Below are 25,088 nucleotides of genomic sequence, written 5' to 3'. Positions count from 1 at the left end.
ATGACGGTTTCTAGGGTCGGGGGTTTGCAAGCACTGGCGAAAATCAGTGAGGAGCTGGCGGCAAGCAAGTCAGTAAAGAATTCAATCACCTGGAGTGATACATGAAAGCACTGCTCGATCTATTCAAGCAAGTTCAGCAAAACGAAAGTTTCGACGCCATCAAGATTGGCCTGGCGTCGCCTGAAAAAATCCGTTCGTGGTCGTTCGGCGAAGTCAAGAAGCCGGAAACCATCAACTACCGCACGTTCAAGCCTGAACGCGATGGCCTGTTCTGCGCCAAGATCTTTGGTCCTATCAAGGACTACGAATGCCTGTGCGGCAAGTACAAGCGCCTGAAGCACCGCGGCGTGATCTGCGAGAAGTGCGGCGTTGAAGTCACGCTGGCCAAGGTGCGTCGTGAGCGCATGGGCCACATCGAGCTGGCCTCGCCAGTCGCGCACATCTGGTTCCTGAAGTCGCTGCCATCGCGTCTGGGCATGGTCCTGGACATGACGCTGCGGGACATCGAACGCGTGCTGTATTTCGAAGCATACGTCGTCACCGATCCAGGCATGACCCCGCTCAAGAAGAGCCAGATCATGTCGGAAGACGACTACGCTGCCAAGTACGAAGAGTACGGCGACGACTTCACCGCATTCATGGGCGCCGAAGGTATCCGTGAACTGCTGCGCTCGATCGACATCCACCGCGATGCCGACGCGCTGCGCGTGGAACTCAAAGAGTCGAAGTCCGAAGCCAAGATCAAGAAATACGCCAAGCGCCTGAAAGTGCTTGAAGCGTTCCAGCGTTCGGGCATCAAGCCTGAATGGATGATCATGGAAGTTCTGCCGGTCCTGCCGCCAGAACTGCGTCCGCTCGTCCCGCTGGACGGTGGCCGTTTCGCCACGTCCGACCTGAACGACCTGTATCGCCGCGTCATCAACCGTAATAACCGCCTGAAGCGCCTGATGGAACTGCGCGCACCAGAGATCATTACGCGTAACGAAAAGCGCATGCTGCAGGAAGCAGTCGATTCGCTGCTGGACAACGGCCGTCGCGGTAAAGCGATGACCGGCGCCAACAAGCGTCCGCTGAAGTCGCTGGCCGAGATGATCAAGGGTAAGGGCGGTCGTTTCCGTCAGAACTTGCTGGGCAAGCGCGTCGACTACTCGGGCCGTTCGGTCATTGTGGTCGGTCCACAGCTGAAACTGCACCAGTGCGGCCTGCCGAAACTGATGGCTCTGGAGCTGTTCAAGCCATTCATTTTCAACAAGCTCGAACTGATGGGTCTGGCTACGACCATCAAGGCTGCGAAGAAGCTCGTCGAAGTGCAAGAGCCAGTCGTGTGGGACATCCTTGAAGAAGTCATCAAGGAACACCCGATCATGCTGAACCGTGCGCCGACGCTGCACCGTCTGGGTATCCAGGCGTTCGAGCCGGTCCTGATCGAAGGCAAGGCCATCCAGCTGCACCCACTCGTCTGCGCGGCGTTCAACGCCGACTTCGACGGTGACCAGATGGCTGTCCACGTCCCGCTGTCGATCGAAGCACAGATGGAAGCACGTACGCTGATGCTGGCGTCGAACAACATCCTGTTCCCATCGAACGGCGAACCGTCGATCGTGCCGTCCCAGGATATTGTGCTGGGTCTGTACTACGCATCGCGCGAGGCGATCAACGCCAAGGGCGAAGGCATGATGTTCCCGGACGTGTCGGAAGTCATCCGCGCGTACGACAACAAGGAAGTCGAACTGGCGACCCGCATCACCGTGCGTATCGTGGAATTCCCACGTAACGCCGAAGGTGGCTTCGACCAGACCCTGACCCGCTACGAGACCACGGTCGGCCGTGCGATCCTGTCCGAGATCCTGCCAAAAGGCTTGCCATTCTCGGTGCTGAATCGTTCGCTGAAGAAGAAAGAAATCTCGAAGCTGATCAACACGTCGTTCCGCAAGTGCGGTCTGCGTGCGACCGTCGTGTTTGCCGACAAGCTGATGCAGTCGGGCTTCCGCCTGGCGACGCGCGCCGGTATCTCGATCGCCGTCGACGACATGATGATCCCGGACGTCAAGAAGGGCATGATCGCTGCCGCTGAAGCCGAAGTGAAACAGATCGAGCAGCAGTACAGCTCGGGTCTGGTCACCGCCGGCGAGCGCTACAACAAGGTTGTCGACATCTGGGGCAAGACCTCCGATGAAGTCGGCAAGGCGATGATGGACCAGCTGAAAATCGAGCCGGTCACCAAGCGTGATGGCACCGAAGGCACCCAGGAATCGTTCAACGCGATTTACATGATGGCCGACTCGGGCGCCCGTGGTTCGGCAGCCCAGATTCGTCAGCTGGCCGGTATGCGTGGTCTGATGGCGAAACCGGACGGTTCGATTATCGAAACGCCGATTACCGCGAACTTCCGCGAAGGCCTGAACGTGCTTCAGTACTTCATTTCGACCCACGGCGCTCGTAAAGGTCTGGCCGATACCGCGCTGAAGACCGCAAACTCGGGTTACCTGACCCGTCGTCTGGTCGACGTGACGCAGGATCTGGTGGTGATCGAGGACGATTGCGGCACCAACAACGGCACGCACATGAAGGCGCTGGTCGAAGGTGGTGAAGTCATCGAAGCCCTGCGCGACCGTATCCTCGGCCGTGTCACCGGTACCGATGTCGTCAATCCTGAAACCCAGGAAACCCTGTTCGAAGCCGGCACGCTGCTGGACGAAGACATGGTCGAAGAGATCGAACGCGTCGGCATCGACGAAGTGAAGGTCCGCACGCCACTGAACTGCGACACGCGCTTCGGCCTGTGCGCCAAGTGCTATGGCCGCGACCTGGGCCGCGGCATGCTGGTCAACAGCGGTGAGGCAGTCGGCGTCGTGGCAGCACAGTCGATTGGTGAGCCGGGTACCCAGCTGACCATGCGTACGTTCCACATCGGTGGTGCGGCATCGCGTGCAGCAGTGGCATCGTCGGTCGAAGCCAAGTCGAACGGTACGGTTCGCTTTACGGCAACCATGCGTTACGTCACCAACGGCAAGGGCGCGCAAATCGTCATTACCCGTTCGGGCGAAGTGCTGATCACGGACGATCACGGCCGTGAGCGCGAGCGTCACAAGGTGCCGTACGGTGCGACCCTGATCGTCAAGGATGGCCAGGCTGTCAAAGCTGGTATCGCCCTGGCAACGTGGGATCCGCTGACCCGTCCGATCATCACCGAGTACGCTGGTACCATCCGCTTCGAAAACGTGGAAGAGGGCGTCACCGTCGCTCGCCAGGTGGACGATGTGACCGGTCTGTCGACTCTCGTCGCGATCGATCCGAAGCGTCGTGGTTCGGCTGGCAAGGTGCTGCGTCCGCAGGTCAAGCTGCTGAACGAAGAGAACCAGGAAGTCAAGATCGCGGGCACCGAACACGCCGTGGCCATTGGTTTCCAGGTTGGCTCGCTGATCATGGTCAAGGACGGTCAGCAAGTGTCCGTCGGTGAAGTGCTGGCACGTATCCCGACTGAATCGCAGAAGACGCGAGACATTACCGGTGGTCTGCCACGCGTTGCCGAGCTGTTCGAAGCACGTTCGCCAAAAGACGCCGGCATGCTGGCGGAAGTCACGGGTACTGTCGCATTCGGTAAAGAGACCAAGGGCAAGCAACGCCTTGAGATCACCGACATGGACGGCAACAAGCATGAGTTCCTGATCACCAAGGACAAGCAAGTGCTGGTCCACGATGGTCAAGTCGTGAACAAGGGCGAGATGATTGTCGACGGCCCTGCCGATCCGCAAGACATCCTGCGCCTGCTGGGTATCGAATCGCTGGCCCGCTACATCGTCGACGAAGTGCAGGACGTGTACCGTCTGCAAGGCGTGAAGATCAACGACAAGCACATCGAGGTGATCGTTCGCCAGATGCTGCGTCGTGTTCAGATCGTCGAAGCAGGCGACACCGACTACATCATCGGCGAGCAGGTCGAGCGTTCGGAGCTGCTGGACCAGAACGACCGCATGAACGCGGTGGGCAAGCTGCCGGCAACGTACGAAAACGTGCTGCTGGGTATTACCAAGGCATCGCTGTCGACCGATTCGTTCATCTCGGCCGCATCGTTCCAGGAAACCACCCGCGTGCTGACCGAAGCGGCGATCATGGGCAAGCGCGACGGTCTGCGCGGCCTGAAAGAGAACGTCATCGTCGGTCGCCTGATCCCGGGCGGTACGGGTCTGGCATTCCACCGCGCTCGCAAAGAGAAGGAAGTGTGGGAAGCGGAAGAGCGCCAGGCACTGCTGCAGCAAGAGAAGGCCAATATGGCCGCCGAGCTGCAAGCGATGGAAGACCAGCAAGTTGCTTCGGCTTCGGCTGAGCAGCACGACGACGGCGAGTAATCGTCTGAGTTGAAAGCGAAACGGCACCCTGAGGGGTGCCGTTTTTTTTATCTTTAAGTTTTTAAACAACGCCAAAGGTTTAGACAAGGTTACAGGAGGAAATAATAATGGTATATTTTCTTTTTCTTAATTTTAGTCCTGATCATGCAGATTAATCCGAGTAGACCAGTTATCGCATTCGCTTTACTTCGCAATTGTGGAGAGTCTATGCAAACAGATTTATTTGGAGGTGTTGCCGTATTGATTAGACCCTTGGTGAATGACCTGGCTGGACAGATCTACGATGCACAAGTTTTAGCTGACCGAATGGCTAGTGCCTATGGCATGTCCTTGCCCGCGTCAGCGCTTGAGGATTTCACTTCTAGACTGGTTTCTGAAGGTGTATTAAGAAAAGAAGAGACTAGTGGCGGCTTGGTCAGGGCAGTATATGTAGACAGCATAGCGCCTTCTGAAGTTTTGGATGCTGACGAGGCACTTTTCCAAAGTATTATTGATGACTTCTCTATTCATGCGAAGAATCGACTTGCGGCAGCAGGGAGAGAAATCCCGTCCGAAAAATTAACATCGGGATTTTTGCGCAGGCTATGTACTTTAGATTTTTCAGCGATTCGAGCCAAACCGATCGTTTCAGTAGATCAGGGAAAGGCAACTCTTTTGGGCCCAGCTGCACGAGAGGCCCGAGCTGCAAGTGAGGAACTAAGTGAAGATGCTGCGATCGATGCATTGGTAAGTTCTTACATCGTGGCACTTCAGTCAAAAAACCCTGATTGGTTACAGACGTTGACCGCTGTAGCAGATGGAGCATTAGGCCTAGAGCTAGTATTAGATCTGCAAGCGCCTACATCAGTTCCTCGACTGACAAGTACTACTGCGGTGATCGACACTCCAATTCTTCTATCGTTTTTGGATCTTTCCTCAAAGCAGCAACATGCCTCTGCAAACGCACTTGTTAATCAATTATTACAGTCCGGGGCAAAGATTGCGGCATATCAACATTCGATTGAAGAGGCTGAGTCGATTTTGTATGCAATCGAGTCGGCACGTCTGACCGGCGAGGCATGTGGTCCAACTGTTCAGCGGATGTCGAGTCCAACTTACCGTGCGTTCTTCCAGACAATACGGGGGAAAATCGGTTGGAACTGGCAACATAAAAATAATTTCGAAATTATTCAAGAAACTGCAACTCAGTTCTATCGAAATTTTACCGAGGACGATGAGTCAGAATTAATCGGGAGAATTCGTACAAATATTGTTGATCGATACCTTACGAGTGAACGAGATGCAAAATCGGTTGCTGAAACCATTCGACGATTAGGGGGCGGCCACATTCCTCTAGGTAATATAGCAAGTTGCCGCTTTATGTTTATTACAGGAAATTCGAGCTTGCAGCGGCGTAGTGCCGCTTACTTGCGTGATAAAGGATTTGTACGGCAGGGGGAGTTTATGCCGATTCTTACAGACCGTTACACTGCAGGACTCTGTTGGCTAATTTCAGGCGGAAATCAGAAAATTCTCCCTCAACAGCGCAGTTACTTGCGAACTGCGCTGTCGCGTTACGCTCAAGGAAAGAACTAGTCAGCCGGACTAAACAGTTTTTGGCTGAGCTTGACGAAACAAAAGCTCAACATTTCGAAGCATTAATGACAAACGAGCGAGCTTCTCAGTATCTAGTCGAACTAACACTAGGTAACTTAGAAGTGATCACTGCAAACAATGTTGAGGATATTTTTGTCGAAGCACAGAGACGAGCGGCAGAAACTGTGACAAAAGAACGTGACGCGTTCTATGGTGAAAAGATTGATGAACTTACCTTACAGATTGAAGCAGGAGAATCACGCGCAAATTTGTTACAGCAGAAGGTTAATGAAATTGCGCTGGAGAGCTCGACTAAAGATATGCAGACGGCAGCGCTCCGAGCGGAATCTACAATTCTTCAAAATGAATTGGGTTCCCAGAAAAATTCGATGGAGCGGCAAGAGTTTGAATTGGCTGCTGTACGACAGCGGGTCGATGAGGTTACAGAAGTAGCTTCAGTAGCCATCGCCGATAATGAAGCCAGAAAGAAGAGGGCTATAGATTTCGCGACCCGACATGCTCAGTCGCGTGTATTTCTGCTGAGGTTTATCGGTGCAGCAATTTTGTGGATTGTGGGCTTGTCTTTGGGGCTATTGGATAAGTTTTACATTCCAACTATCTCATCGGGAAATCAAGCTGTAGCAAATTTAATTCTAGTTGGAGCTCAGGCTGTATTAGGCCTTGCAGGAATCTCTCTTTTCGTCGACAAGTTCGTAGGAAAACCCGTGGAGAAATTGCGATCTAGATTATATATTGAAAAGCTGACTGACTTGGGCTATTAAACAGGAGCGGTTTCATAAATAAGGGCAGTGTCAGGTTTGACAATCAGACACAGCCTTATCTTAAGACTGCAGCGAAAACGGCACATTGCGGGGTGTCGTTTTCTCATCGTCTAATTTGGTAGCAGCGCTGGTTAGTTAGATCGGTTTTCGTCGATGCGAGATGTAACCAGCGACCAGTTGGAATACCACTAGAGGAAAGGCTGCGCAGGATTGGAAGTAGTACGCGCCACCCTGTTCCAATCGAAGATATGGGCAAACGTCGGTCGAGTGAACTTCCACAAATACGCCGACGAACCACGGGGCGACAGGTGCGAAGCAGATTATGGCAAGCCACGGTTTGACGCATGTGCAGAGCAAGCACAGAATTGCCGCAAACAAAAGTTGAGGTCAGGTTTGACATTCAGACATGACCTCGTAGCTAGCTGTGCGGGTGCATCATCGGGGGCTGACTGGCAAAGTCAGCTGTGCGTCGCGCACTTCGAGTCTGCCCTCAAGTAGGAATGCCTAGACTGTCATGCGAACTCGCCGCCACAAACGATGTCCTGCAGATAGACGCCACCCCAGAGAATACCCATCAAGTGCATCAGTATCGTCGCGCAGTTCGCCATGTTAATTTAGCGATCTACGCGTAGAGGAATCAACATGCCCCAGCCACCAGCCCTGATCATCATCCACATGCAACAGGGCATGCAATCCGCGACCCTGCCACCCCGCAACAACCCGACCGCCGAAGACATGATCGCGCGCCTGCATGCGGCCTGGCGAGCGGCAGGGCACCCTGTCGTCAGCGTCCGCCACATCAGCCGCTCACCGGACTCTGTCTTCGCACCGGGCCAATCCGGCGTGGAATTCCAACCCCGCTTCCATCCACTGGCCCATGAGCATGTGGTCGAAAAGAACGTCCCCGATGCCTTCATCCACACCGGCCTCGAGCGCTGGCTGCATGCCCGCGGCATCACGAATCTGGTGATTGTCGGCGTCAGCACCAACAATTCGGTCGAGGCGACTGCACGCACCGGAGGCAATCTGGGCTTTTCCACCATCGTGGTGTCGGATGCGACCTTCACGTTCGACAAGCCGGATTTTGGCGGCACGCATCGCAGCGCCGAGGACGTCCATTTGATGGCTCTGGCGAACCTGCATGGCGAATACGCCGAGGTCATGTCGTCCGACGACGTGCTGCGCCGCTACGCGATGGGCATCGCGTGAGAGAGAAGTAGCCCTCCAGCCCCGACCAGCGCTTCCGTGTTCATTCCCCGGAAGCCCTGGTCAGCCGAACACCCCCTCCGCATGGAATGGTCTACACTCACTTGTCTTTTCAATATCCCGAAATTTTGCCAAGGAGTGAACCATGAACAAACAATGGATGAGTGCTGTCCTGTTCGGCGCCGTGTGCGCCTCCGCCAGCGCGGCCGACATGTCGGTCACGCTGAAAATGGCGACTGATAAAGGTGAAGGCGCCAGCATCGGTACCGTGAAGATCAGCGAAACCCAATACGGCGTCGTGTTCACTCCTGAACTCAAGGACCTGACCCCGGGCCTGCACGGCTTCCACGTGCACGCCAATGGCAGCTGCGCACCGAACCAGGCCGACGGCAAGACCGTGCCTGCAGGCGCCGCCGGCGGTCACCTCGACCCGGCCAACACCAAGAAGCATGGCACCCCATGGGGCGATGGCCACCTGGGCGATCTGCCGGGCCTCTCCGTTGACGCAAAAGGCATGGCCACCAATCCGGTGCTGGCCCCGCGCATGAAAATGGCGGACCTCAAGGGCAAGGCCCTGATGGTGCACGTCGGTGGCGACAATCACGCTGATCATCCGGCGCCACTGGGTGGTGGGGGCGCCCGCATGGCTTGCGGCGTGATCCAGTAATCCGGTAGACGCACAAGCAGCAAACGCGCAGGGCCCATCGCTTGTACACCAAGCGATGGGCCCTGCGTCATTTCAACCGTTCGTTACGGCTGCGGATTCCAGCCTTCTCCGGCCCCAAACGCCGAGAACACCTGGGCGCGGGTCGAGAACCCGGCTTCCATTTCATCGGCGCTCAGCAAATAGCCGCCAACCCGCCGCGAGAGGTCCAGCGGCACGCCGGCAAGGTCGGTGCTGCCGTATTCACGCCAGCCGCTTACCGCATTGGGCACCACCGGGTTGGGTGCGGGCTGGCTGTTCACGCCCAGCCCGGCCCAGCCTGCGGGCGCCACATGCCGGTCCATCCGGGTGTTGATGAACGCGATGTTGTCGTAGCTCGCCGTGCCGCCCGGGCTGCGCGCCAGCCAGGTGGCGCCGTCCGGTACTTCGCTCTTGAGCGGGCCGCGGCCCGGACCACGCGTCAGCGCGCTGTTGAGGAAGACAAAGCCCTTGTCGGCCGGATTGATCACGCGTGCCTGTAGCACGTAACCGCCGCTGGTCGGGCTGGAGGTGTCGCCGATCGTGCGGATCTCGCTTTCTTCGAACAGCGCGGCGCGGCTGCCGCCCCAGATGAAGTCGACGTTGCCCGATACCAGGCTGCGGTAGAACCAGTTGAACCCCTTCAGGTTGAGCGTGTCCTGCTCACTGTAGAACGCGCTGTTTTTCGCGATCAGGCGGCCACCGTCATTGTTGAAGTACAGTGTTTCGGCCTGGCCGGTGGTGGGGCCGCGCAGCGTCGTGTTGTCGATGCTGAGGGTGTCGAGCACGAGCATGTCGGCCGTCTCGACCAGCATCACGGCGCGCCCGCCGGTCGCCGCTGCGGTAGCGTTTGCCACCTGGCTCGCGCCGGTGAAGGGATTGAGCGTGTTGTGGTTGGTATAGCGGATCACGACGCCATCACGGCTCTGGCCCACGATGCTGACATTGTCCTTGCCACGCAAAAAGAGCAGCTCCTCGTACGCGCCATTCATCACCCGGATCGTTACCGGCTCGGCCTTGGCGAAGTTCTGCATCGCGTAACTGAGCGCGCCCTGCACGGTGCGGAAATCGGCCACGCCATCGTCGTCCACCGTCACGGTCGTGCCACTCGGCGCAGCCGCGCGGGTGGTAAATGCCCACCCACCCGGTTTGCCGATGCCCCGGAACGGCAAACCGCCAAGGCTGGTGCCCGTGAAGACGCCGTCGGCGATCGCCACGTAATACCCCGTGTTGTAGTCCAGCTTGTTGCTGTGCAGCTTGATGGTCACCGTGTTGCCGGCAATCTGGATCGGCGTCGTGTTGACCTTGCGGATCTGGTCCTGGCCCGGATAACCGATCATGTCGGTTTCGCCGGTCAGCTTGATCACGTCCACCAGCGCATCGTCCGCCTGGCGGAAGACCCGGATCGTGCCGCCCGTGCCGAGGACTGGTTGCTTGTCGAATACCAGCTTGAGCGTGCTGTCGATATACGCAGCACTTTCCATCGCCGCCGGCACGGCGACGCCGTCGAGCTGATACACCTGGGTCGGCTGGACGAATTGTGGCGCAATCGTCACCGCAATCGAACGTGTCATGGTCGCGTCCGAACCGGCCCGGAACACGATCTCGGCCGTGCCTGCGCCGACCGGTGCGATCGTGGCCATCGCGCCGTCGAGCGTGACGGTGGCCACCGCAGGGTTGCTCGACTCGGCGGTGAAGCTGTCCGGCGTGCCGTCGGCCGCCACCGCAGTGACCTGCACCTGCAGCGGGGCGTCGCCAGCTTCGGCGGCCCAGGTGGGCGTGCCGGGGGCAAGCGTCAGCTGCACCGGTTTCATGCGCGGGTCGCCAATGCGTACGTCGTCGATCTGGAAGCTCTTGTTGGCCGTGTACAGGCCGACCCGACCACGCGCGGCAAAACTGCTGTCGGTGACCGAGCCGAGATTTTCACCGTCGAGATACACCGTCAGCGTGGCGCCGACCATCTCGAACCGCACCGTATAGAACTGGGCATCCATCGCGATCGGTTTGCGCACCGCGCGCTGCCGGTTGAGCGCCGCATTCAGCATTTTGACGATCTCGACCTGAGTACTGGTGGTGGCATTCTGCACGTTCAGGCCAGCGCCGTACCAGTTGTTGACATCGACGTAGCGGGTGACTAGGAACAGGAACTTGTTCCCGGTGGTGCTATTGGTCATCGGCCGGATGCGGGCTTCGACGAAGTAGTCGCCCGACGGCAAGGCGCCCATCTCGCTGTCCTTGATCAGGGCGAGCACGCCGCCGGTGGTGGCTGCCGTATATTGCAGCACCTTGTTGGCGCTGCCGGCAGCTTCCGTCATCACGCTGAAGGTGCCGTTCGGGCCTGGCAACGGCTTGAGGTCCCATTTGGCGCTGCCGCCATTCTGGAAGTCGTCGCAGAAGTAGAAGCCGGTCGCGGGGCAGGCCAGCGTCGGGCCGGTATCGACGACGACCTTGCCGGTGCCGCTGATGGTCGTCACCAGCTTGCCGCCGCCGGCCTGCGCCAGCGCATTGGCTTTGACCAGCGGGATCGGCCGCGCGCTGAAAGCATACGGCGGGGTCCAGGTGACAGTCGTCGGCACGCCGCAGGCGCCGAGTGGTTTGGCGTTGAGCAGCGAACCGGTGTCCTTGAAGGCGCCGGGAATCGTGCCGCCGAAATTCTCGACGACGTCGCTGCAGGCGGTGGCGCCCGCGACCTCGAACACATTGTTGTTCGACAGGATTTTGGCGGCATGGCCGACGCCAACGTAATAGCTAGTGGCATAGACCGGGTGCGACGTCGAGCCGGCATAGTAGTTGTTGAACAGGTGCACCTGGCCATAGCGCACACGCGGTGCGCGGCTGGTGACGTCGCGGAACACGTTGTTGCTGAACGTGACGCGCAGCTTGCCCTCGTCAGCCGTTGCACCGTCGCCGCTGCCGACCAGATTGTTCTTGTTGTGCTCGCCGAAGACGTTGTACGACACGGTGACGTAGTCGGACGCGTTCGTGATATCGACCGCGCCGTCATGGCACTGCTTCACCTTGCCGTTCTCGACAGGCAGGAAATTGTCGGTGCGCGGGGCGTCGGTGAAGCTGTTGTGGTCGATCCAGACATGGGTCGAGCCCGACACGGAAATGGCGTCGAAGGCGCTGTTCCAGTTACCGCTCGATCCGTCGTTCGGATCCCAGACGGGCGCGACGTCGCAGGGATTGACGAGCTTGAGGTTGCGGATGATGATTTGCGAGACGTTCGACAGGATGATGTGGCCGTTGACGATGCCCGCATTGGCGTCGCCGATCAGCGTCGTATTGCTTTTCAGACGCACCGCGCCGCGTGCCGCCTGGTCCGCGCTGCTGGCATAGGGCTGGCCTTCGCTCATGTCGAGCACGCCGACGAGCTTGATGATCTTGTTGTCGATGCCGCCGTTCTGGATCGCGGCCAGCAGCTGGGCGCGGTTGGTGACCGTGTAGATCTGGGACTGGACGGCATTCGCGCCGCCGACGGTGCCGCCGGCCTGGCTGGCCCAGCCATCGGCGGGGGCGCTCTGGCGCGCCGGATCGACTGCATCCGCAGCGTGTCCGCTGCTGGCAAAGAGTAGGGCAGCGCACAGCGCTGCATGCAAACCTGGATAGTGCATGTGTGTCTCCTGGTGGAGGAAATGAGGCCGCGAGTCCGCCGCCGCGCTTGAAGCGCTGCCGGACTGTCCTTGAATGGCGAGAGACGCGAGGTCAGGCGCGTGGTTTGCGCCCGTTGCGTACGAGCGCCAGTGCGGCCAGGCCGCCCATCAGGATCGCGGGCGCCCCGGGTTCGGGCACGGCCACCGCCGTACCGGTTTCCAGGCGCGCGCTCAGTGCGCCGAATTCGCTCCAGTCGACCCCGCTCAGGTTGAGCGCGATCGTGTGACTGTCGATGATCGACAGGCTTGGGATGCCGGTGACGCCGCTGGCACCGGTCAATGTAAACGCCGTGACCGGCAGTGCGCTCCCAAGATCGAACCGCATGCTGTAGGCGCCGGGCGCGACAGCATAGTTGGCGATCACGGTCAGCAAGCCGTCAGCGGAAAAGTCGATCCCGAACAGGAAATCCGACGTGAAGAACTCCACGCCCGTATCGGTAGGGTCGAGCTTGCTGGTATTGGCGCCCGGGCCGGCCGCGAAGCCGTGATCCAGCCCGAGCATGCCGTCGGCGGAGCCGTTGTAGGTGGCGGTGATGCTGGCGTCTTGCAGCATCAGGGGCGCCGCGTGCACGCCCCCCTGACCCAGTGCGACGAGCGCAAGGGCCTGCAGTAAATGTTTGGTTTTCAAGATGTCTCCGGCTTGTAGTTTTTTAACTGCGAAGAAGGCTCGATGTCGGAGCCGGTGCCGATCTGGTTGATGCGTCAGGCCACCGGACGATGCATCGCCTAACCGGTTCATCGATTCTAGATTGGCCTGACCAAATTTGCAATTTGGTAAACCAAAGATGCGAGATTCTTACAACAATTTTAATAACTCACGCCAGCTTGCCCAGCGTCAGTTCAGCCAGCGAACACGTTTCAACTCTGCTTTGACGAAGGCGTAGATGACGGGGGCGGCGACCATACCGGCCGGTCCGAACATGATTTCGAACGCAAACAGCACGATGAGCAGTTCCCAGACTTTCGCGCCGATGCGATGACCCTGAATCCGCGCGCTCAGGAAATATTCCAGCTTGTGGATGACAAGGAGGAACACCGCTGAAATGACGGCGGCCGGAAACGCAACGCTCAGCGCGATCGTGCAGATCAGGGTGTTCGACACGATATTGCCCACGACGGGCAGCAGGCCAAAGAGGAACGTCGCCAGGATGAGGGTTTTGACATAGGGGAGGTCCCAGCCCAGGGCCGGCATGACGGCCAACAGGTACACCCCCGTCAGTGTCGCGTTGATGGCGGCAATCTTGGTCTGTGCCCAGGCCACGTTCTTGAAAGCGGTGGCCAGCATGCTCCAGTGGCGGTGCCAGGTCCGGTAAAAGACGGAATGCCTCCCTTCGTCGGTTGGCGTGACGGTAATGCTCACCGCGGCCAGCACCCCCGTGATCCAGCCAATCACAGTCAACAGCAGGCTGCGGAGGATGCCCGAGCCAAAGCCCGCGACCGCATTGACATGCTCTTTCAAGGTGTCCGACGCCATTTCGCGCATCTCGAACAGCGATTCAGGCATGTACTCGGCCAGCGCCGGCGGCAGGAATTGCTTGATCTGCGTGATCGTCTCGGCCACCTTCAGCGAGAACGCCCGCAACGATTCGCCCTCAAGCAACCGGACCACCAGAACGCTGATGATGGCGAGCACCGCAATCGACCCCAGGCCGACCACGAAGCTCGCAATGAATTCATGCGAGCGCAGCTTTTTGTACAGGTCACGCGTGCGCAGGATGCTCAGCAGGCCGCGCGTGAGCACGAATGCCAGGAGACCGGCCAGCAGCGCCGGTACCGCGTGCAGCATCAGGGCCAGAAGCAGGCAGATGGCGAAGATCGCGGTCGCCGCCTCGCGCGGGAGATTGAATTTGTAAGTGGTCATGGTCTAGCGGAGGGTAGTTGCTTGCGCCCATCAGGCCACCGGCGAAATCTGGTGTAACGACAGACCTGAACAGCAATCGTATGGCATTCAAATAAAGTTAACTGTCGGAAAACTTTACATAGGACTAGTCCTACAAAAGTAATTCTCGGTAAGTAGCTGTTTTTACTTATTAATTTCCCACTGGCATAAAAATTGCTCTAAGTAATTTTTGTAATTTATTTCCACCGGAACTTGTAATGAAAATCAAAATAGCCGTTGCCGGCCTTTTCCTCGTCATTGCCAGTGTGAGCGCAACCTATGCTTTGACCGTTGCACGGCACCCTGGTACTGGCGGTATCGGTTCAATCAGCTTCAGCAATGGCTCTGCCAATATTGAAAGTGGCTGGACGCAAGCATTGGCCATCCTGAACCATAATCGCGCCCCGATTCGGGCTGACGTCCCGGAACCAGTCAGCATCATGCTGTTGGGTGTTGGCCTGGCTGGTCTGGAGGCTGCCCGCCGCCGCAAGTCGATCTGATCTGTTTCCCTTGCTGGTTCCGACGTGACAGCTGCCGCGGACCGGGCGTCTGACGTGGGAATTTTCGAGCGCCACTTCACCCGTCGCTGGCCTGCTCCCGCAACCACGCCAGCGCCGACGCCGCGCTGTTCAATACCGAGATATGTCCGTCATCCGGCCGCTGCCACAGCCGCGCCGAGCGGCAGCTGCGCGCCAGCCATTCGCTGTGCGCACACGGCACCACGCGGTCCTGCGCCCCATGCACCAGCAGCACCGGTTGCACGATGCGCGCGCAGTCGAAGCCCCACGGCGCGACATACGCCAGGTCGTCGTCGATCAGGCCACCCGGGCCTTCGCTGAGCGCCGGCCGGACCACGCTGTCGAACCACGACCAGGTGCCGGACAGCTCGGCCCAGTCCTCGGGCGTGAACATCTCGCGATCGAATTCCTGATTGAGCCCCTCGTGCTGCACCTTGGCCGCATGCCCTTGCGCAGCGGCCCGCAGCGCTGCCGCGCCCGATGCCGTCATTCCCTGGAACCAGTCCAGGCCCGCCGCATCGAACGGCGCCAGGCCCGCGATGCTGACGGCGGCAATGACCCGCTTGGGCAGCAGCGCGGCGCAGGCCAGTGCGTGCGGTCCGCCACCTGAATGCCCCATCACGGCGAAGTGTTCGATCCCGAGCTGGTCGGCGATGCGCGCGACGTCTTCGGCGCACGAGGCGACATCGCGGCCGCTGCGTGCGCTCGAGCCACCGTAGCCGGGCCGGTCGTAGCCGATCCAGCGGATGCCCATTTCGAGCGCGGCGGCAAACAGCGGGGCAGGTGGCTTGCCGATGTTCGGCGTGCCGTGGTGCCAGAATACCGTCAGCTCGGGTTCCTCGAACTCCGGCTTCCAGTCGTAATAGTGCAGCACCCGGCCATCGCCCAGCGTCAGTTCGTTCTCCTGCATTGCATGCCTTTCATCGCTCGATGGCGTGATGCTACAACGAGAAACGGGCTGGCGCGCACTCGTCATGCACGCCAGCCCGTTCAGGTCCTGCTACCGGCGCGAATTATTTCGCCGACTCGCGCGCCTTGCCGAACGGGTCGCCTGCTTTCCACGTCGGCATCTTTGGTGCATCGGCCACTGCGCGGCCCAGGTTCAGCGTGAACTGCGCCTGCTGCACCATGCCCGACAAGTCCCAGCTCGGATCGTATTCGTCGCCCACCTGGTGGTATTTGGCGCGGTAGGTCTTGGCCTTGGCGTTGTTCGCGTCAGCATCCTTGACCCAGCTGCTGCCGTAGCCGACCGAGAAGGCGGGCACGCCGGCCTTGGCGAAGCTGAAGTGGTCGCTGCGGAAGTAGCCGCCGCTCAGGTCCGGCTTGCTCGGTGCAATGACCATGCCCATCGATTTGGCAACCGTGGCGGCCATCGCGCCCAGTTCGGTGCGCTCGCTGCCTGGCACACTGACATCCTTGACCAGGCCAACCCAGTTCAGGCTATCGAGGTTCAGGTTGGCGGCGGTCTTGGCGATCGGCCACAGTGGTGCGGCCACATAGGCGGCGCTGCCCAGCAGGCCTTGCTCTTCGGCGCCAACCCACAGGAACATCTGGCTGCGCTTGGCTGGATTCTTCACCGCTTCGGCGGCCATCGCCAGCAGCGCGCCGGTACCCGATGCGTTGTCGACGGCGCCGTTGAAGATCGTGTCGCCTTCGGTGCCTTGCTTGCCCATGTGATCCCAGTGCGCCGAGTAGATCACCACTTCGTCTTTCAGCTTCGGATCGGTGCCCGGCACGACGCCGGCCACGTTGAATTCTTCCAGCGAGCGCACCTGCGCGCGCGCCTCGCCCTTGACACGGGCATTCAGTGCGACCGGCTTGAAGTTCCTGTCTTCGGCGGCGGCGCGCAGCTTGTCCAGATCCTGGCCGCCGGCCGCGAATACCTTGCGCGCCGTGTCGTCGGTCATCCAGCCCTGCAGGCCGCTGCCCACTTTGCCTTCGGTGAGCTGGAAGCGCTCGGCATTGGCCCAGCTGTTCTGCACCACGCTCCAGCCATACGAGGCCGATGCATCGGTGTGGATCAGCAGGACGCCGGCTGCGCCCTGGCGCGCCGCTTCTTCGAGCTTGTAGGTCCAGCGACCGTAATAGGTCAGACCCGCGCCGTTGAAGCGGTTCGCTTCGGCGGCGGTCGGCGCCGGATCGTTCACCATCATCACGATTACTTTGCCCTTGACGTCCATGCCCTTGAAGTCATCCCACTTTTCTTCCGGCGCCACGATGCCGTAGCCGACGAAGACCATCTCGGCGTCGAGCGTGTGATCGGCCTTGCCGTCGCCCGGGCCCCAGACCCAGTCCGCGCCGAACTGCAGCGGCACGGCCTTGCCGTTGGCGACGATGCCGACATTGCTCTTCTCGGGCAGCGAGCGCACGCCGGCGATCTTGACCGGCTGGCGGAAGCTCTTGCCGTTGCCGGGCTTGAGGCCCACGGCGGCGGCTTGCGTTTCAAGATACGTGACGGTCAGTTCGCCGCCGCGCTGGCCGGTACCGCGGCCTTCGAGCGCGTCGGACGACAGGAACGCCATGTGCGCGCGCAGCGGCGCTTCTTGCACGGTGGCTTTGGCCCTGGTCTGGGCATGGGTCGGGAAGGCCAGCGCCAGGCTACCGGCGAGGACGGAGAGGATGAGGGAAGAGACGATCTTGTGCATGGAGTCCTGCTGCGAAGTGAATGCTGCGAAGTTGACGCTGCATGGTTAATCAAGCCATTCATCGGGAAGGGCGCACTCGTGGCGCGCGCGGCCATTTTATGACAACTTGTCAGTAAAACCGCAGGATATCGGTCGACATCGTCGTGCCCAGCTGCGGCGCCACGCCTTGCCGGTCCGCTGGCAAGAGATGCCGTGGCAGGCCGGGGATGTGTTCCTGCACCGTGATGGCGAAGATCTCGTTGGGTTCACTTTCGATTTCCAGCTGCAGCACCCGGTCCTGCATCCCGTACAGCGACAGCGACCACGCGCTTTCCGTCGCGCTGAGCGTCACGCCGTCGACGCGCGAGCGCAGCGCCCTGGCGCCGTGCATGGCCAACGCGATATGCGGGGCGCGATTGGCCGAGCGCACCGTGAATCTGGCCAGCCGTACGTTCCCGACGTGGTTGCGCAGGATGAAGCACTCGGGGAAGGCGATCGCATCGTCGCGCGGCGCGACCGCGTACCACTGGGGCGCGCTGCGCAGGCCGAAGACCTCGACGAAGACGGTCGGCTTCGTGCGGCCTGCGAACAGGTCGCGGCGCCAGTCGTCTAGCGGCTGCTGCGGCAGCAGCCAGTAGGCACGCCACGAGTTCATGTCCTTGTAATAGACCAGCCCCTCGAGGTTCCCGGGTTCTGCAGCCTGTTCATATCGTGCTGCAGTGCTATCGGGCAGTGCCAGGCAGGCCGCCAGCGCCAGTGCCAGCGCGGCGGTGACGGCGGCCCTGCTTCGCAGCATCAGCAGCGGGCTGGCAAAGCACAGCATGGGCAGCGCCATCAGCATCGGCGGAACATGCATGTGGCCCGGTGCAAGCAGGATCCATGCATCGCGCAGCGCCGGCGGGAGCAGGCTCGCGGCCGGCACCAGGCCGGCCAGCAGCACCAGCAGGCGTATATTTGGACCTTGCCGTTCGCCCCAGCGCGTATGCAGCAGCGTGAAGGCGCCCAGCGCCGCCACCAGCGGCCAGGCCAGCAACGGGGCGAGCGTTGGCAGGAACACGGCGGCAGAGAGCAGCATCAGCGTCGGCCAGGCCAGCGCGCCGAGCACCGTCGCGGCCGTGCCGACACTGCGCCGCAACAGGTACAAGCCGGCCACGAACACACAGGCCGTGACGACGGCAACGGTCAAAGGCAGCCGGTGTTCACCGGCCAGGCCGGCGGCGGCCAGTTCGCTATCCCAGCTCCAGGTGCCCACGCGTACCACCAGCAGCAGGAAGCACACGCCGAACGCGCCCTGCGCTGCGTCCAGCACGCCGTCTTCGCCGAACTGTCCACGCCAGGCGCCGGCCAGCATCAGGCACGACAGGATCGCCGGCGCCCACACCAGCCACGCCGCGTGGTGGACGGGGCCGACGATGGGCAGCGAAAAGTAGACGTGTGCTGCCTGGCCGCCCGGTGTTAGCGGCGCCGCACCATAGGCGCGGGCGAGGCGCAGCATGGCGTCGCCCAACTGACGCGGCGCAGCGCCGGTCGCGCGTGGCTCGCCGCCCCCAAACAGCAGCACTGGCGCATCGAGCCGGGTGAGCGGGCCGATATGGGGCGCGTCGCCCAGCAGCCATGCCAGTGTCGTATTCGCGGATGCGCCACGCAGCTCGGGCGCCGCCCGCATCCAGCCCGCCAGGGCCGGTGCACCCGCGCTGCTCGCCTCCAGCATGCGTAGCGGACCGTCGACAGCGCCATCGAACCGGAGCGCCATGCCGATGCGGCGGGCCAGCGGGTGCTGTTCGACAAATCCTCGGGATCCGAGCATGCCAACGCGCTCGCCGTCGGCAAACAGCAGCACGATATCGTTGGCCGGCGGGGCGGCGCGCAATGCGCGGGCAGTCTCGAGCAGGGCGCTGGCGGTGGCCGCGCCGGGCAGGGCGTCACGCGGCGCCGCGCCGCTGTCGTAATGGGTTGCCAGCAGCAGGGCGGGGCGCCGCGCAGCATCCGGCGCAGTACCCGGAATCGTCGCGACGATGTTGTGCACGACCCCGATCGTGTGATGAATGCCGCCGAACAGCCGGGTAACCGATGTGCGTACGGTGGCGCGCTGCACGCCAGGCGCCAGTCCCATCGCGCGCAGTTGCGTCACCAGATAGGCGCGCGCGTGCGCATTGTCGCTACACCCGATCGAGCGGGGGCTGGCCGCCAGCACCCGCTGATGGTTGGTCACGCGCGCATCCCACGCGGGCGATGCGACCGATGCGACAGGCGCGGGTACATCGGGCGGGGCCAGCGCCAGCCAGGCGAGGGCGGCGAGTATGGCCAGTGCGACAGCGCCGGCAAGGGCATGTCTGAAACCCGTGATGTGGAAAGCGGGTGTTACGGCGCGGACGGCATCCATCGGTTGTTCTCCATGCACTTGTCATCAGGGCGAAAAAAAGCCCGCCGGGTCAAGAGGGGCGGGCGAAGGACGGCGGATTTGACTACTTGAGTGTCCAGACACAGGTCAGGTCCGGCGATGAGGGCAAACTTGCCGGCTTGCTACCGACGCCATCTTGAATATGAGGACAATGCATATCGACCTTCCTGCGTGTTGTGAAGGGTGCATATCTACCGCTGATGGAATCAATATATGCTAGAGCCTAGCAATTTGCAAATCCATAATGAAGTAAATTTAGTTCTTCTAGCAGGTTGTTGATGATGCGACGATGTTTCCCGCACGTCCAATCAATGCACAGTCTCACTGCGCATCGCATGCTGTATCCGCCTTTTTACCCATCGCTTCCCTGCCCGTTGTGTGAAATAATTCCCCTCTATTCCCGGGGCCCATTGCCCCGGCCGTGCATGCCGCACCAGGCACCGCACGCGCAACGCATGTGCACCACAGGCCCCCGCGCCAGGAGAACAAATTGGCAGATCAGAACAAACCCATCCGCGTCATGCTGGCCGACGATCACCCCATCGTCATGACCGGTTTTGCCATGTCGCTCGAAGCGGCCGGCATGCAGGTGGTGGGCCAGGCCAAGACCCCGAGCGAGGCCACCGCGCTGTACGCGGCCGAGCAGCCCGACGTCGCCGTGCTCGACATGCGCTTTGGCACCGAGCTGACCGGCATGGATGCGGCCCAGGCCATCCTCAAGTCCGATCCGTCGGCCAAGATCGTTTTTCTCAGCCAGTTTGACCAGGATAGTCTGATCAAGGAAACCTACCGCCTCGGCGCCCACGCCTTCGTCACCAAGGATTGCGACCCGGCCGACCTGGCCACCGCCGTGCGTCACGCGCACGAGGGCAAGCTGTACTTCCTGCCGCATATCGCCTCGCGCCTGGCCAGCATGGCCGTGCGCGGCGAAGTCACGCCGCAGTCGCAGCTCGATGAGCGTGGCCTGGAAATCTTCAAGTTCATGGCCGAGGGCATGACCAACGCCGAAATCGCCGAACGGCTCGACTTGTCGACCAAGACCATCAGCAATATCAGCCAGTCGATCAAGGAAAAGCTGGGCGTGCACCGCCAGGCCAGCATCACGCTACTGGCCGTCAAGCACGGTCTGATCGAGCCGTAAGCGATGGCCAAGCTCCTGCGCCGGATGCAGAACGCTTCACGCGCGCGTTCACTGGTCCCGCTGATCGCCATGACGCTGGCATTGGCCGCCACCGGCGCCCATGCGGTCCACGCCGCGCAGGCCCCGCAAACGGAGCGCGAGCGCGAAGAAGTGCAGGGCTACCGCTTCCAGATCATCACCGGCGACGACAGCGCGGTCACGCACCGCATCGTCGACGACCTGTACAAGCGCCTGGTGCCGACGTTCGCCGCGTTTCGCACCGAGCTCGCGCAAAAGCGCCGCATGCTCTATATCGCGATCGGCCCGACCGCGCTGCGCGATGCGCTGTCGCGGCGCTGCGATTGCGTCGTCATCTCGGCCTATACGTCGAGCCAGGTGTGGCGCGGCCTGACGGCGCGCCTGCCCAAACCCCGCCGCGTGGCCATCACGGCGGTGTACGCCGAGCCGGCGCCCAACGACCAGATGCGCCTGGCCGAACTCGTGTACGGCCGCCCCGTGCGCGTGGGCGTGCTGCTCGGCCCCGACACCGCCTTCCTGCGTCCGGTGCTGCACGACGCCACCGAGATCCAGATGTTCACGCCGGGCGACGACCTGAATCACACGCTGAACAGCATGACGCGCGCCGAGACGCTGCTGGCGCTGCCCGACAGCGACATCTACAACGCCGAAAACGTGCGCAACATCCTGCTCTCGACCTACCGCCGCAAGCAGGGCGTGATCGGTTTTTCGGCCGACATGGTCAAGGTCGGTGCGCTGGCCACCACGTATTCGGAAGTCGAAGAGATCAACGCTCAGGTAGCCGAGCTCACGGCCGATTTCGTGCGCACGGGCGAACTGCCTGCGCCGCAGTTCCCGCGCTACTTCCGCACGATCATCAACGAAGGCGTGGCCAGCTCGCTCGACCTGCGCGTGACGGATGTTGCGCGCAACTTCGCCCGCCCAGCGCCGGCGCCGGCGGCGCGATGAACCTGCGTTTCTGGCGCGGCTGGGGTGTCGGGCGCCGCATGGCCGTCATCACGATGCTGCCGGTGATTCTGCTGTTTACGTCCTTTGTCTGGTACTCGTGGTACGCGCACCGCGCGCAGGTGGCCGAAGAACTGGCCGAGCGTGGCCGTATTCTGGCGCGCGCGCTGTCCGAGACGTCCGAGTACAACGTCATCTCGGGCAACCTGTCCGACCTGCGCCTGACGATCAATGGCCTGGTGCAGTCCGACCGCAGCATCTACCGCGTCGATGTCATCGACGGCAGCGGGCGCGCTGCCGTGCGCGTGGTGTCCGAATCGGCCGCCGACGCCCAGTCGCACTATTACGAAGCCCCGATCCGCAAGCAGGTCGTGTGGATCAACCTGTTCTCGGACAACGGCACGCCGCACGTGTCGGCGTCGAGCGATTCGCGCCCGCCCACGCTCACCACCGAAGTGGTGGGCTGGGTGCGGGTGACGATGTCGCCGGCGAACATGATGGCCAAGCAGACCGACCGCTTCCAGATCGAGCTGTCGATGGCGGCGCTGGCGCTGGCCGCCAGCGGCATCCTGGCCTGGGTGCTGGCGCGCTCGCTGATCGTGCCGCTGCGCGAGGCGATCGGCACGTTGCGCCAGATCCGGGGCGGTAACTTCCGCGTCCATCCGCCGGTCACCACCGGCGGCGAGATCGGCGAGCTGCAGTCGTCGATCGGCGAGATGTCGCTGGCGCTGGGTGAATCCAAGCGCGACCTCGAAAACAAGGTGGCCGAGCGCACGCGCGACCTGCTCGCCTCGCGCAACGAAGCGCTGCGCGCCGATGCCGACAAGCGCAAACTGATCCAGAAGGTCAACGAGATCATCGAGGACGAGCGCAAGAGCATCGCGGTCGAGATCCACGACGAACTCAATGCGTCGCTGATTGCGGCGCGCCTCGAGGCGCAGGCGATCGGCCTGCTGGCGGCCAAGGCGCCTGCCGGCCCCGAGGTGGTGGAAATCAAGCGCAAGTCCGAAGCCATCACCAAGCTCGCGCTCGACCTGTACGCCAACGGCCGGCGCCTGGTGCGTCGCCTGCGGCCCGAGGTGCTCGACATGCTCGGCCTGCACGGTGCGGTCGAAGAGATGGTGCGCCATTACGACACTACATCTGGCTGCCGCTTCGACCTGCACAGCGAAGGCGACTTCGCGCGCCTGTCCAACGAGCTGGCCATTTCGGCCTACCGCATCGTGCAGGAAGCGCTGTCGAACGTCATGAAGCACGCTGCGGCGCGCTCGGCGCACGTCAGCCTGCTGCTTGACGAAGGCAAGGGCATGCTGCGCATCCGCGTGGTCGACGATGGCGCCGGCTTCGACACGGCCAGCGCCTCCGAAGGGATCGGCATCATCGGCATGCGCGAGCGCGCCTACGCGCTGCACGGCACGATCGAGGTGCGCTCGAGTCCCGGCGAAGGCACCGATGTCGCCATCGCCCTGCCATTGACACTGGCGCCGCCGGCGCCGGCCGCGCCCACTGCGCCAACCGCGACTGCGCCTGCCACACCCCCCGGCGTCATCCTGTAAGCATCACCTTTATTAGCGAAGAACTCCATGGCTACTGCACCCCTCACGCCCTACGAACAAGGCAACCTGAACCAGACCACCACCTGGGCCGACTGCATCGCCTGGTACGAGGACCTCGCGCGCCAGTATCCGGCGGTGCTGCGCTTCGAGCAGGTGGGCGTGTCCGATGCCGGCGTGCCGATCCATGCCGGCGTGGTCAGCAGCGACGGTGTGTTCGACCGCGCCGCGATCAAGGCCGCCGGGCGCGCGGTCTTCTTCAACAACAATGGCATCCACCCGGGCGAGCCGGAAGGCGTCGATGGCTGCATGGCGCTGGTGCGCGACTTTTGCGTCGAGCCGGAGCGCCTGGCTGCATTGGGCACGACCGTGTTCCTGTTTGTCCCGCTGTACAACGTCGACGGCGCCTTCAACCGCGCCGACACGTCGCGCGTGAACCAGGACGGACCGGAGCAGTTCGGCTTCCGTGGCAACAGCCGCCACCTCGACCTGAACCGCGACTTCGTCAAGTGCGACACGCTCACGGCGCGCGTGTTCAACGAATTGTTCACGGCCTGGGACCCGGACGTGATGGTCGACACCCACACGTCCAATGGCGCCGACTACAGCTACACGATGACGCTGATCCACACGCAGGCCGACAAGCTCGGTGGGGGCCTGGGCGAGTTCCTGCGCGCCGAGATGCTGCCCGCGATGTACGCCGGGATGGATGCGCGCGGCTGGCCGACCTGTCCATACGTGAACCCGGTGCAGGACAGCCCCGACCACGGCATCGCCGAATTTCTGGAAACCGCGCGTTTCTCGACCGGCTACGCGGCGCTGCACCACACGATCGGCTTCATGCCCGAGACGCACATGCTCAAGCCGTTCCGGGACCGCTACGAATCGATGCGCGCGCTGGTCGACGTCGCACTGGCCTTTACCGTGCAGAACGCCCCGCGCATCCAGGCGCTGCGCCGCGCGGCCAAGGACGCGGGCCGCACGCAGGCCGAGTGGCCGGTGCGCTGGAAGATGGACGAGGCCAATCCGTCGAGCTTCCGCTTCAAAGGGTATGAAGCCAAGTATAAAAAGAGCCTGCTGGGCGACTACACGCGCCTGTACTACGACCGCAGCAGCGTCTGGGAACGCGATATCGCCTATTACAACCGCTTCCCGGTCGATGTGACTGTGCCGGCGCCGCAGGCGTACGTGGTGCCGCAGCAGTGGCGTGAAGCGATCGAGCGCCTGGAATGGAATGGCGTGCGCATGGAGCGCATCGACGCCGACCGCATGCAGCAGGTTGCGTACTACCAGATCGACAGCGTGACCTCACGCCCCACGGCGTACGAAGGCCACATGTTCCATGACGACGTGGTGCTCGAACGGCGTCACGCCAGCGTGCAGCTGCGCGCCGGGGATTATTTGGTGCCGCTGGACCAGGACAATGCGCGCTACGCGGTCGAGACGCTCGAGCCGCTGGCGCACGACAGCTTCTTCCGCTGGGGCTTCTTCAACAGCGTGCTGGAAAAGAAGGAAGCGTATTCGGAATATGTGTTCGAGGACGAGGCCGAGCGGCTGCTGGCGCAGGAGCCAGAATTGGCAGCGAAGTTTGAACAGTGGAAGGGCGCACATCCCGGCTTGCTGACGAACCAGGAAGCGGTGCTGGACTTCATCTTCGCCAATTGCGCGCGCTACCGCGAGCCGGAGTGGCGCCGGTATCCGGTGTTCATGATCGAGCGTTGAACAGAGCGTTGAATCGTACGGTGGACGGCCTGGCCGTCCA

Annotated in this window: 15 protein-coding genes and 1 pseudogene; 10 read left to right on the top strand and 6 right to left on the bottom strand. The window is 61.6% G+C overall.

The genetic code is table 11. The annotated features are described in order from the left end of the window. Positions 1–101: 101 nt before the first annotated feature. The 5 genes from rpoC (at position 102) to IFU00_22625 (ending at position 8,579) form a co-directional block, all read left to right on the top strand. Complete coding sequence (rpoC, locus tag IFU00_22645; protein ID MBD8545081.1) at positions 102–4,349, top strand: DNA-directed RNA polymerase subunit beta'; 4,248 nt, start codon at positions 102–104, stop codon at positions 4,347–4,349. Positions 4,350–4,556: 207 nt separating this feature from the next. Next, positions 4,557–5,924, top strand: coding sequence for a hypothetical protein (locus IFU00_22640; GenBank protein MBD8545080.1), 1,368 nt, complete (start codon positions 4,557–4,559; stop codon positions 5,922–5,924). A 20-nt stretch (positions 5,925–5,944) separates the two neighbouring features. Then, complete coding sequence (locus tag IFU00_22635) at positions 5,945–6,706, top strand: hypothetical protein (GenBank protein MBD8545079.1); 762 nt, start codon at positions 5,945–5,947, stop codon at positions 6,704–6,706. 642 nt (positions 6,707–7,348) lie between these two features. Continuing rightward, positions 7,349–7,915: a cysteine hydrolase gene (locus IFU00_22630; GenBank protein ID MBD8545078.1), complete on the top strand. Its 567-nt coding sequence runs from the start codon at positions 7,349–7,351 to the stop codon at positions 7,913–7,915. A gap of 142 nt (positions 7,916–8,057) precedes the next feature. After that, positions 8,058–8,579, top strand: a complete 522-nt coding sequence (locus tag IFU00_22625) for a superoxide dismutase family protein (protein ID MBD8545077.1) — start codon at positions 8,058–8,060, stop codon at positions 8,577–8,579. 83 nt (positions 8,580–8,662) lie between these two features. Here IFU00_22625 and IFU00_22620 read toward each other — a convergent pair whose 3' ends face one another. The 3 genes from IFU00_22620 to IFU00_22610 all read right to left on the bottom strand — a co-directional run bounded on the left by IFU00_22620 (position 8,663) and on the right by IFU00_22610 (position 14,108). Further along, positions 8,663–12,208: an Ig-like domain-containing protein gene (locus IFU00_22620; GenBank protein ID MBD8545076.1), complete on the bottom strand. Its 3,546-nt coding sequence runs from the start codon at positions 12,206–12,208 to the stop codon at positions 8,663–8,665. A 91-nt stretch (positions 12,209–12,299) separates the two neighbouring features. Further along, entirely contained in the window at positions 12,300–12,875 is a 576-nt protein-coding gene (locus IFU00_22615; protein ID MBD8545075.1) for a hypothetical protein, read from the bottom strand. 207 nt (positions 12,876–13,082) lie between these two features. Then, positions 13,083–14,108: an AI-2E family transporter gene (locus IFU00_22610; protein ID MBD8545074.1), complete on the bottom strand. Its 1,026-nt coding sequence runs from the start codon at positions 14,106–14,108 to the stop codon at positions 13,083–13,085. 236 nt (positions 14,109–14,344) lie between these two features. Between IFU00_22610 and IFU00_22605 the strand changes: the two genes are divergently transcribed. After that, on the top strand, positions 14,345–14,626 hold the full coding sequence (locus tag IFU00_22605) for a PEP-CTERM sorting domain-containing protein (GenBank protein MBD8545073.1): 282 nt from the start codon (positions 14,345–14,347) through the stop codon (positions 14,624–14,626). A 76-nt stretch (positions 14,627–14,702) separates the two neighbouring features. Here the strand turns inward: IFU00_22605 and IFU00_22600 are convergent, their stop codons facing one another. From IFU00_22600 to IFU00_22590, 3 genes are all read right to left on the bottom strand, one after another. Beyond that, positions 14,703–15,554, bottom strand: a complete 852-nt coding sequence (locus IFU00_22600) for an alpha/beta fold hydrolase (GenBank protein MBD8545072.1) — start codon at positions 15,552–15,554, stop codon at positions 14,703–14,705. Between the two features lie 103 nt (positions 15,555–15,657). After that, positions 15,658–17,289, bottom strand: coding sequence for a M28 family peptidase (locus tag IFU00_22595; protein ID MBD8545071.1), 1,632 nt, complete (start codon positions 17,287–17,289; stop codon positions 15,658–15,660). A 109-nt stretch (positions 17,290–17,398) separates the two neighbouring features. Then, positions 17,399–19,651, bottom strand: coding sequence for a M28 family peptidase (locus IFU00_22590; GenBank protein MBD8545070.1), 2,253 nt, complete (start codon positions 19,649–19,651; stop codon positions 17,399–17,401). 508 nt (positions 19,652–20,159) lie between these two features. Between IFU00_22590 and IFU00_22585 the strand changes: the two genes are divergently transcribed. The 4 genes and pseudogenes from IFU00_22585 to IFU00_22570 all read left to right on the top strand — a co-directional run bounded on the left by IFU00_22585 (position 20,160) and on the right by IFU00_22570 (position 25,048). After that, positions 20,160–20,810: a response regulator transcription factor gene (locus IFU00_22585; protein MBD8545069.1), complete on the top strand. Its 651-nt coding sequence runs from the start codon at positions 20,160–20,162 to the stop codon at positions 20,808–20,810. A 3-nt stretch (positions 20,811–20,813) separates the two neighbouring features. After that, a complete protein-coding gene (locus tag IFU00_22580; protein ID MBD8545068.1) occupies positions 20,814–21,776 on the top strand; it encodes a hypothetical protein in 963 nt (320 codons plus the stop codon). After that, positions 21,773–23,248, top strand: a pseudogene (locus IFU00_22575) (HAMP domain-containing protein). The gene IFU00_22580 and the pseudogene IFU00_22575 overlap by 4 nt, the downstream one beginning before the upstream one ends. Before the next feature lie 108 nt (positions 23,249–23,356). Next, positions 23,357–25,048 carry a peptidase M14 gene (locus IFU00_22570; GenBank protein ID MBD8545067.1) on the top strand — a complete coding sequence of 564 codons (1,692 nt, stop codon included), beginning with the start codon at positions 23,357–23,359 and terminating at the stop codon, positions 25,046–25,048. The last annotated feature ends 40 nt before the right edge of the window (positions 25,049–25,088 follow it).

The sequence above is a fragment of the Oxalobacteraceae sp. CFBP 8761 genome (assembly GCA_014841595.1).
GTDB lineage: Bacteria > Pseudomonadota > Gammaproteobacteria > Burkholderiales > Burkholderiaceae_D > Telluria.
The sequence above is the reverse complement of the archived record's forward strand: the minus strand, read 5'-3'. Positions and strand labels throughout refer to the sequence as shown.

Coding starts and splice junctions, on each gene's coding strand:
- rpoC (MBD8545081.1), top strand. CDS start 102: ATGAAAGCACTGCTCGATCTATTCAAGCAAGTTCAGCAAAACGAAAGT.
- IFU00_22640 (MBD8545080.1), top strand. CDS start 4,557: ATGCAAACAGATTTATTTGGAGGTGTTGCCGTATTGATTAGACCCTTG.
- IFU00_22630 (MBD8545078.1), top strand. CDS start 7,349: ATGCCCCAGCCACCAGCCCTGATCATCATCCACATGCAACAGGGCATG.
- IFU00_22625 (MBD8545077.1), top strand. CDS start 8,058: ATGAACAAACAATGGATGAGTGCTGTCCTGTTCGGCGCCGTGTGCGCC.
- IFU00_22620 (MBD8545076.1), bottom strand. CDS start 12,208: ATGCACTATCCAGGTTTGCATGCAGCGCTGTGCGCTGCCCTACTCTTT.
- IFU00_22610 (MBD8545074.1), bottom strand. CDS start 14,108: ATGACCACTTACAAATTCAATCTCCCGCGCGAGGCGGCGACCGCGATC.
- IFU00_22605 (MBD8545073.1), top strand. CDS start 14,345: ATGAAAATCAAAATAGCCGTTGCCGGCCTTTTCCTCGTCATTGCCAGT.
- IFU00_22600 (MBD8545072.1), bottom strand. CDS start 15,554: ATGCAGGAGAACGAACTGACGCTGGGCGATGGCCGGGTGCTGCACTAT.
- IFU00_22595 (MBD8545071.1), bottom strand. CDS start 17,289: ATGCACAAGATCGTCTCTTCCCTCATCCTCTCCGTCCTCGCCGGTAGC.
- IFU00_22590 (MBD8545070.1), bottom strand. CDS start 19,651: ATGGATGCCGTCCGCGCCGTAACACCCGCTTTCCACATCACGGGTTTC.
- IFU00_22580 (MBD8545068.1), top strand. CDS start 20,814: ATGGCCAAGCTCCTGCGCCGGATGCAGAACGCTTCACGCGCGCGTTCA.
- IFU00_22570 (MBD8545067.1), top strand. CDS start 23,357: ATGGCTACTGCACCCCTCACGCCCTACGAACAAGGCAACCTGAACCAG.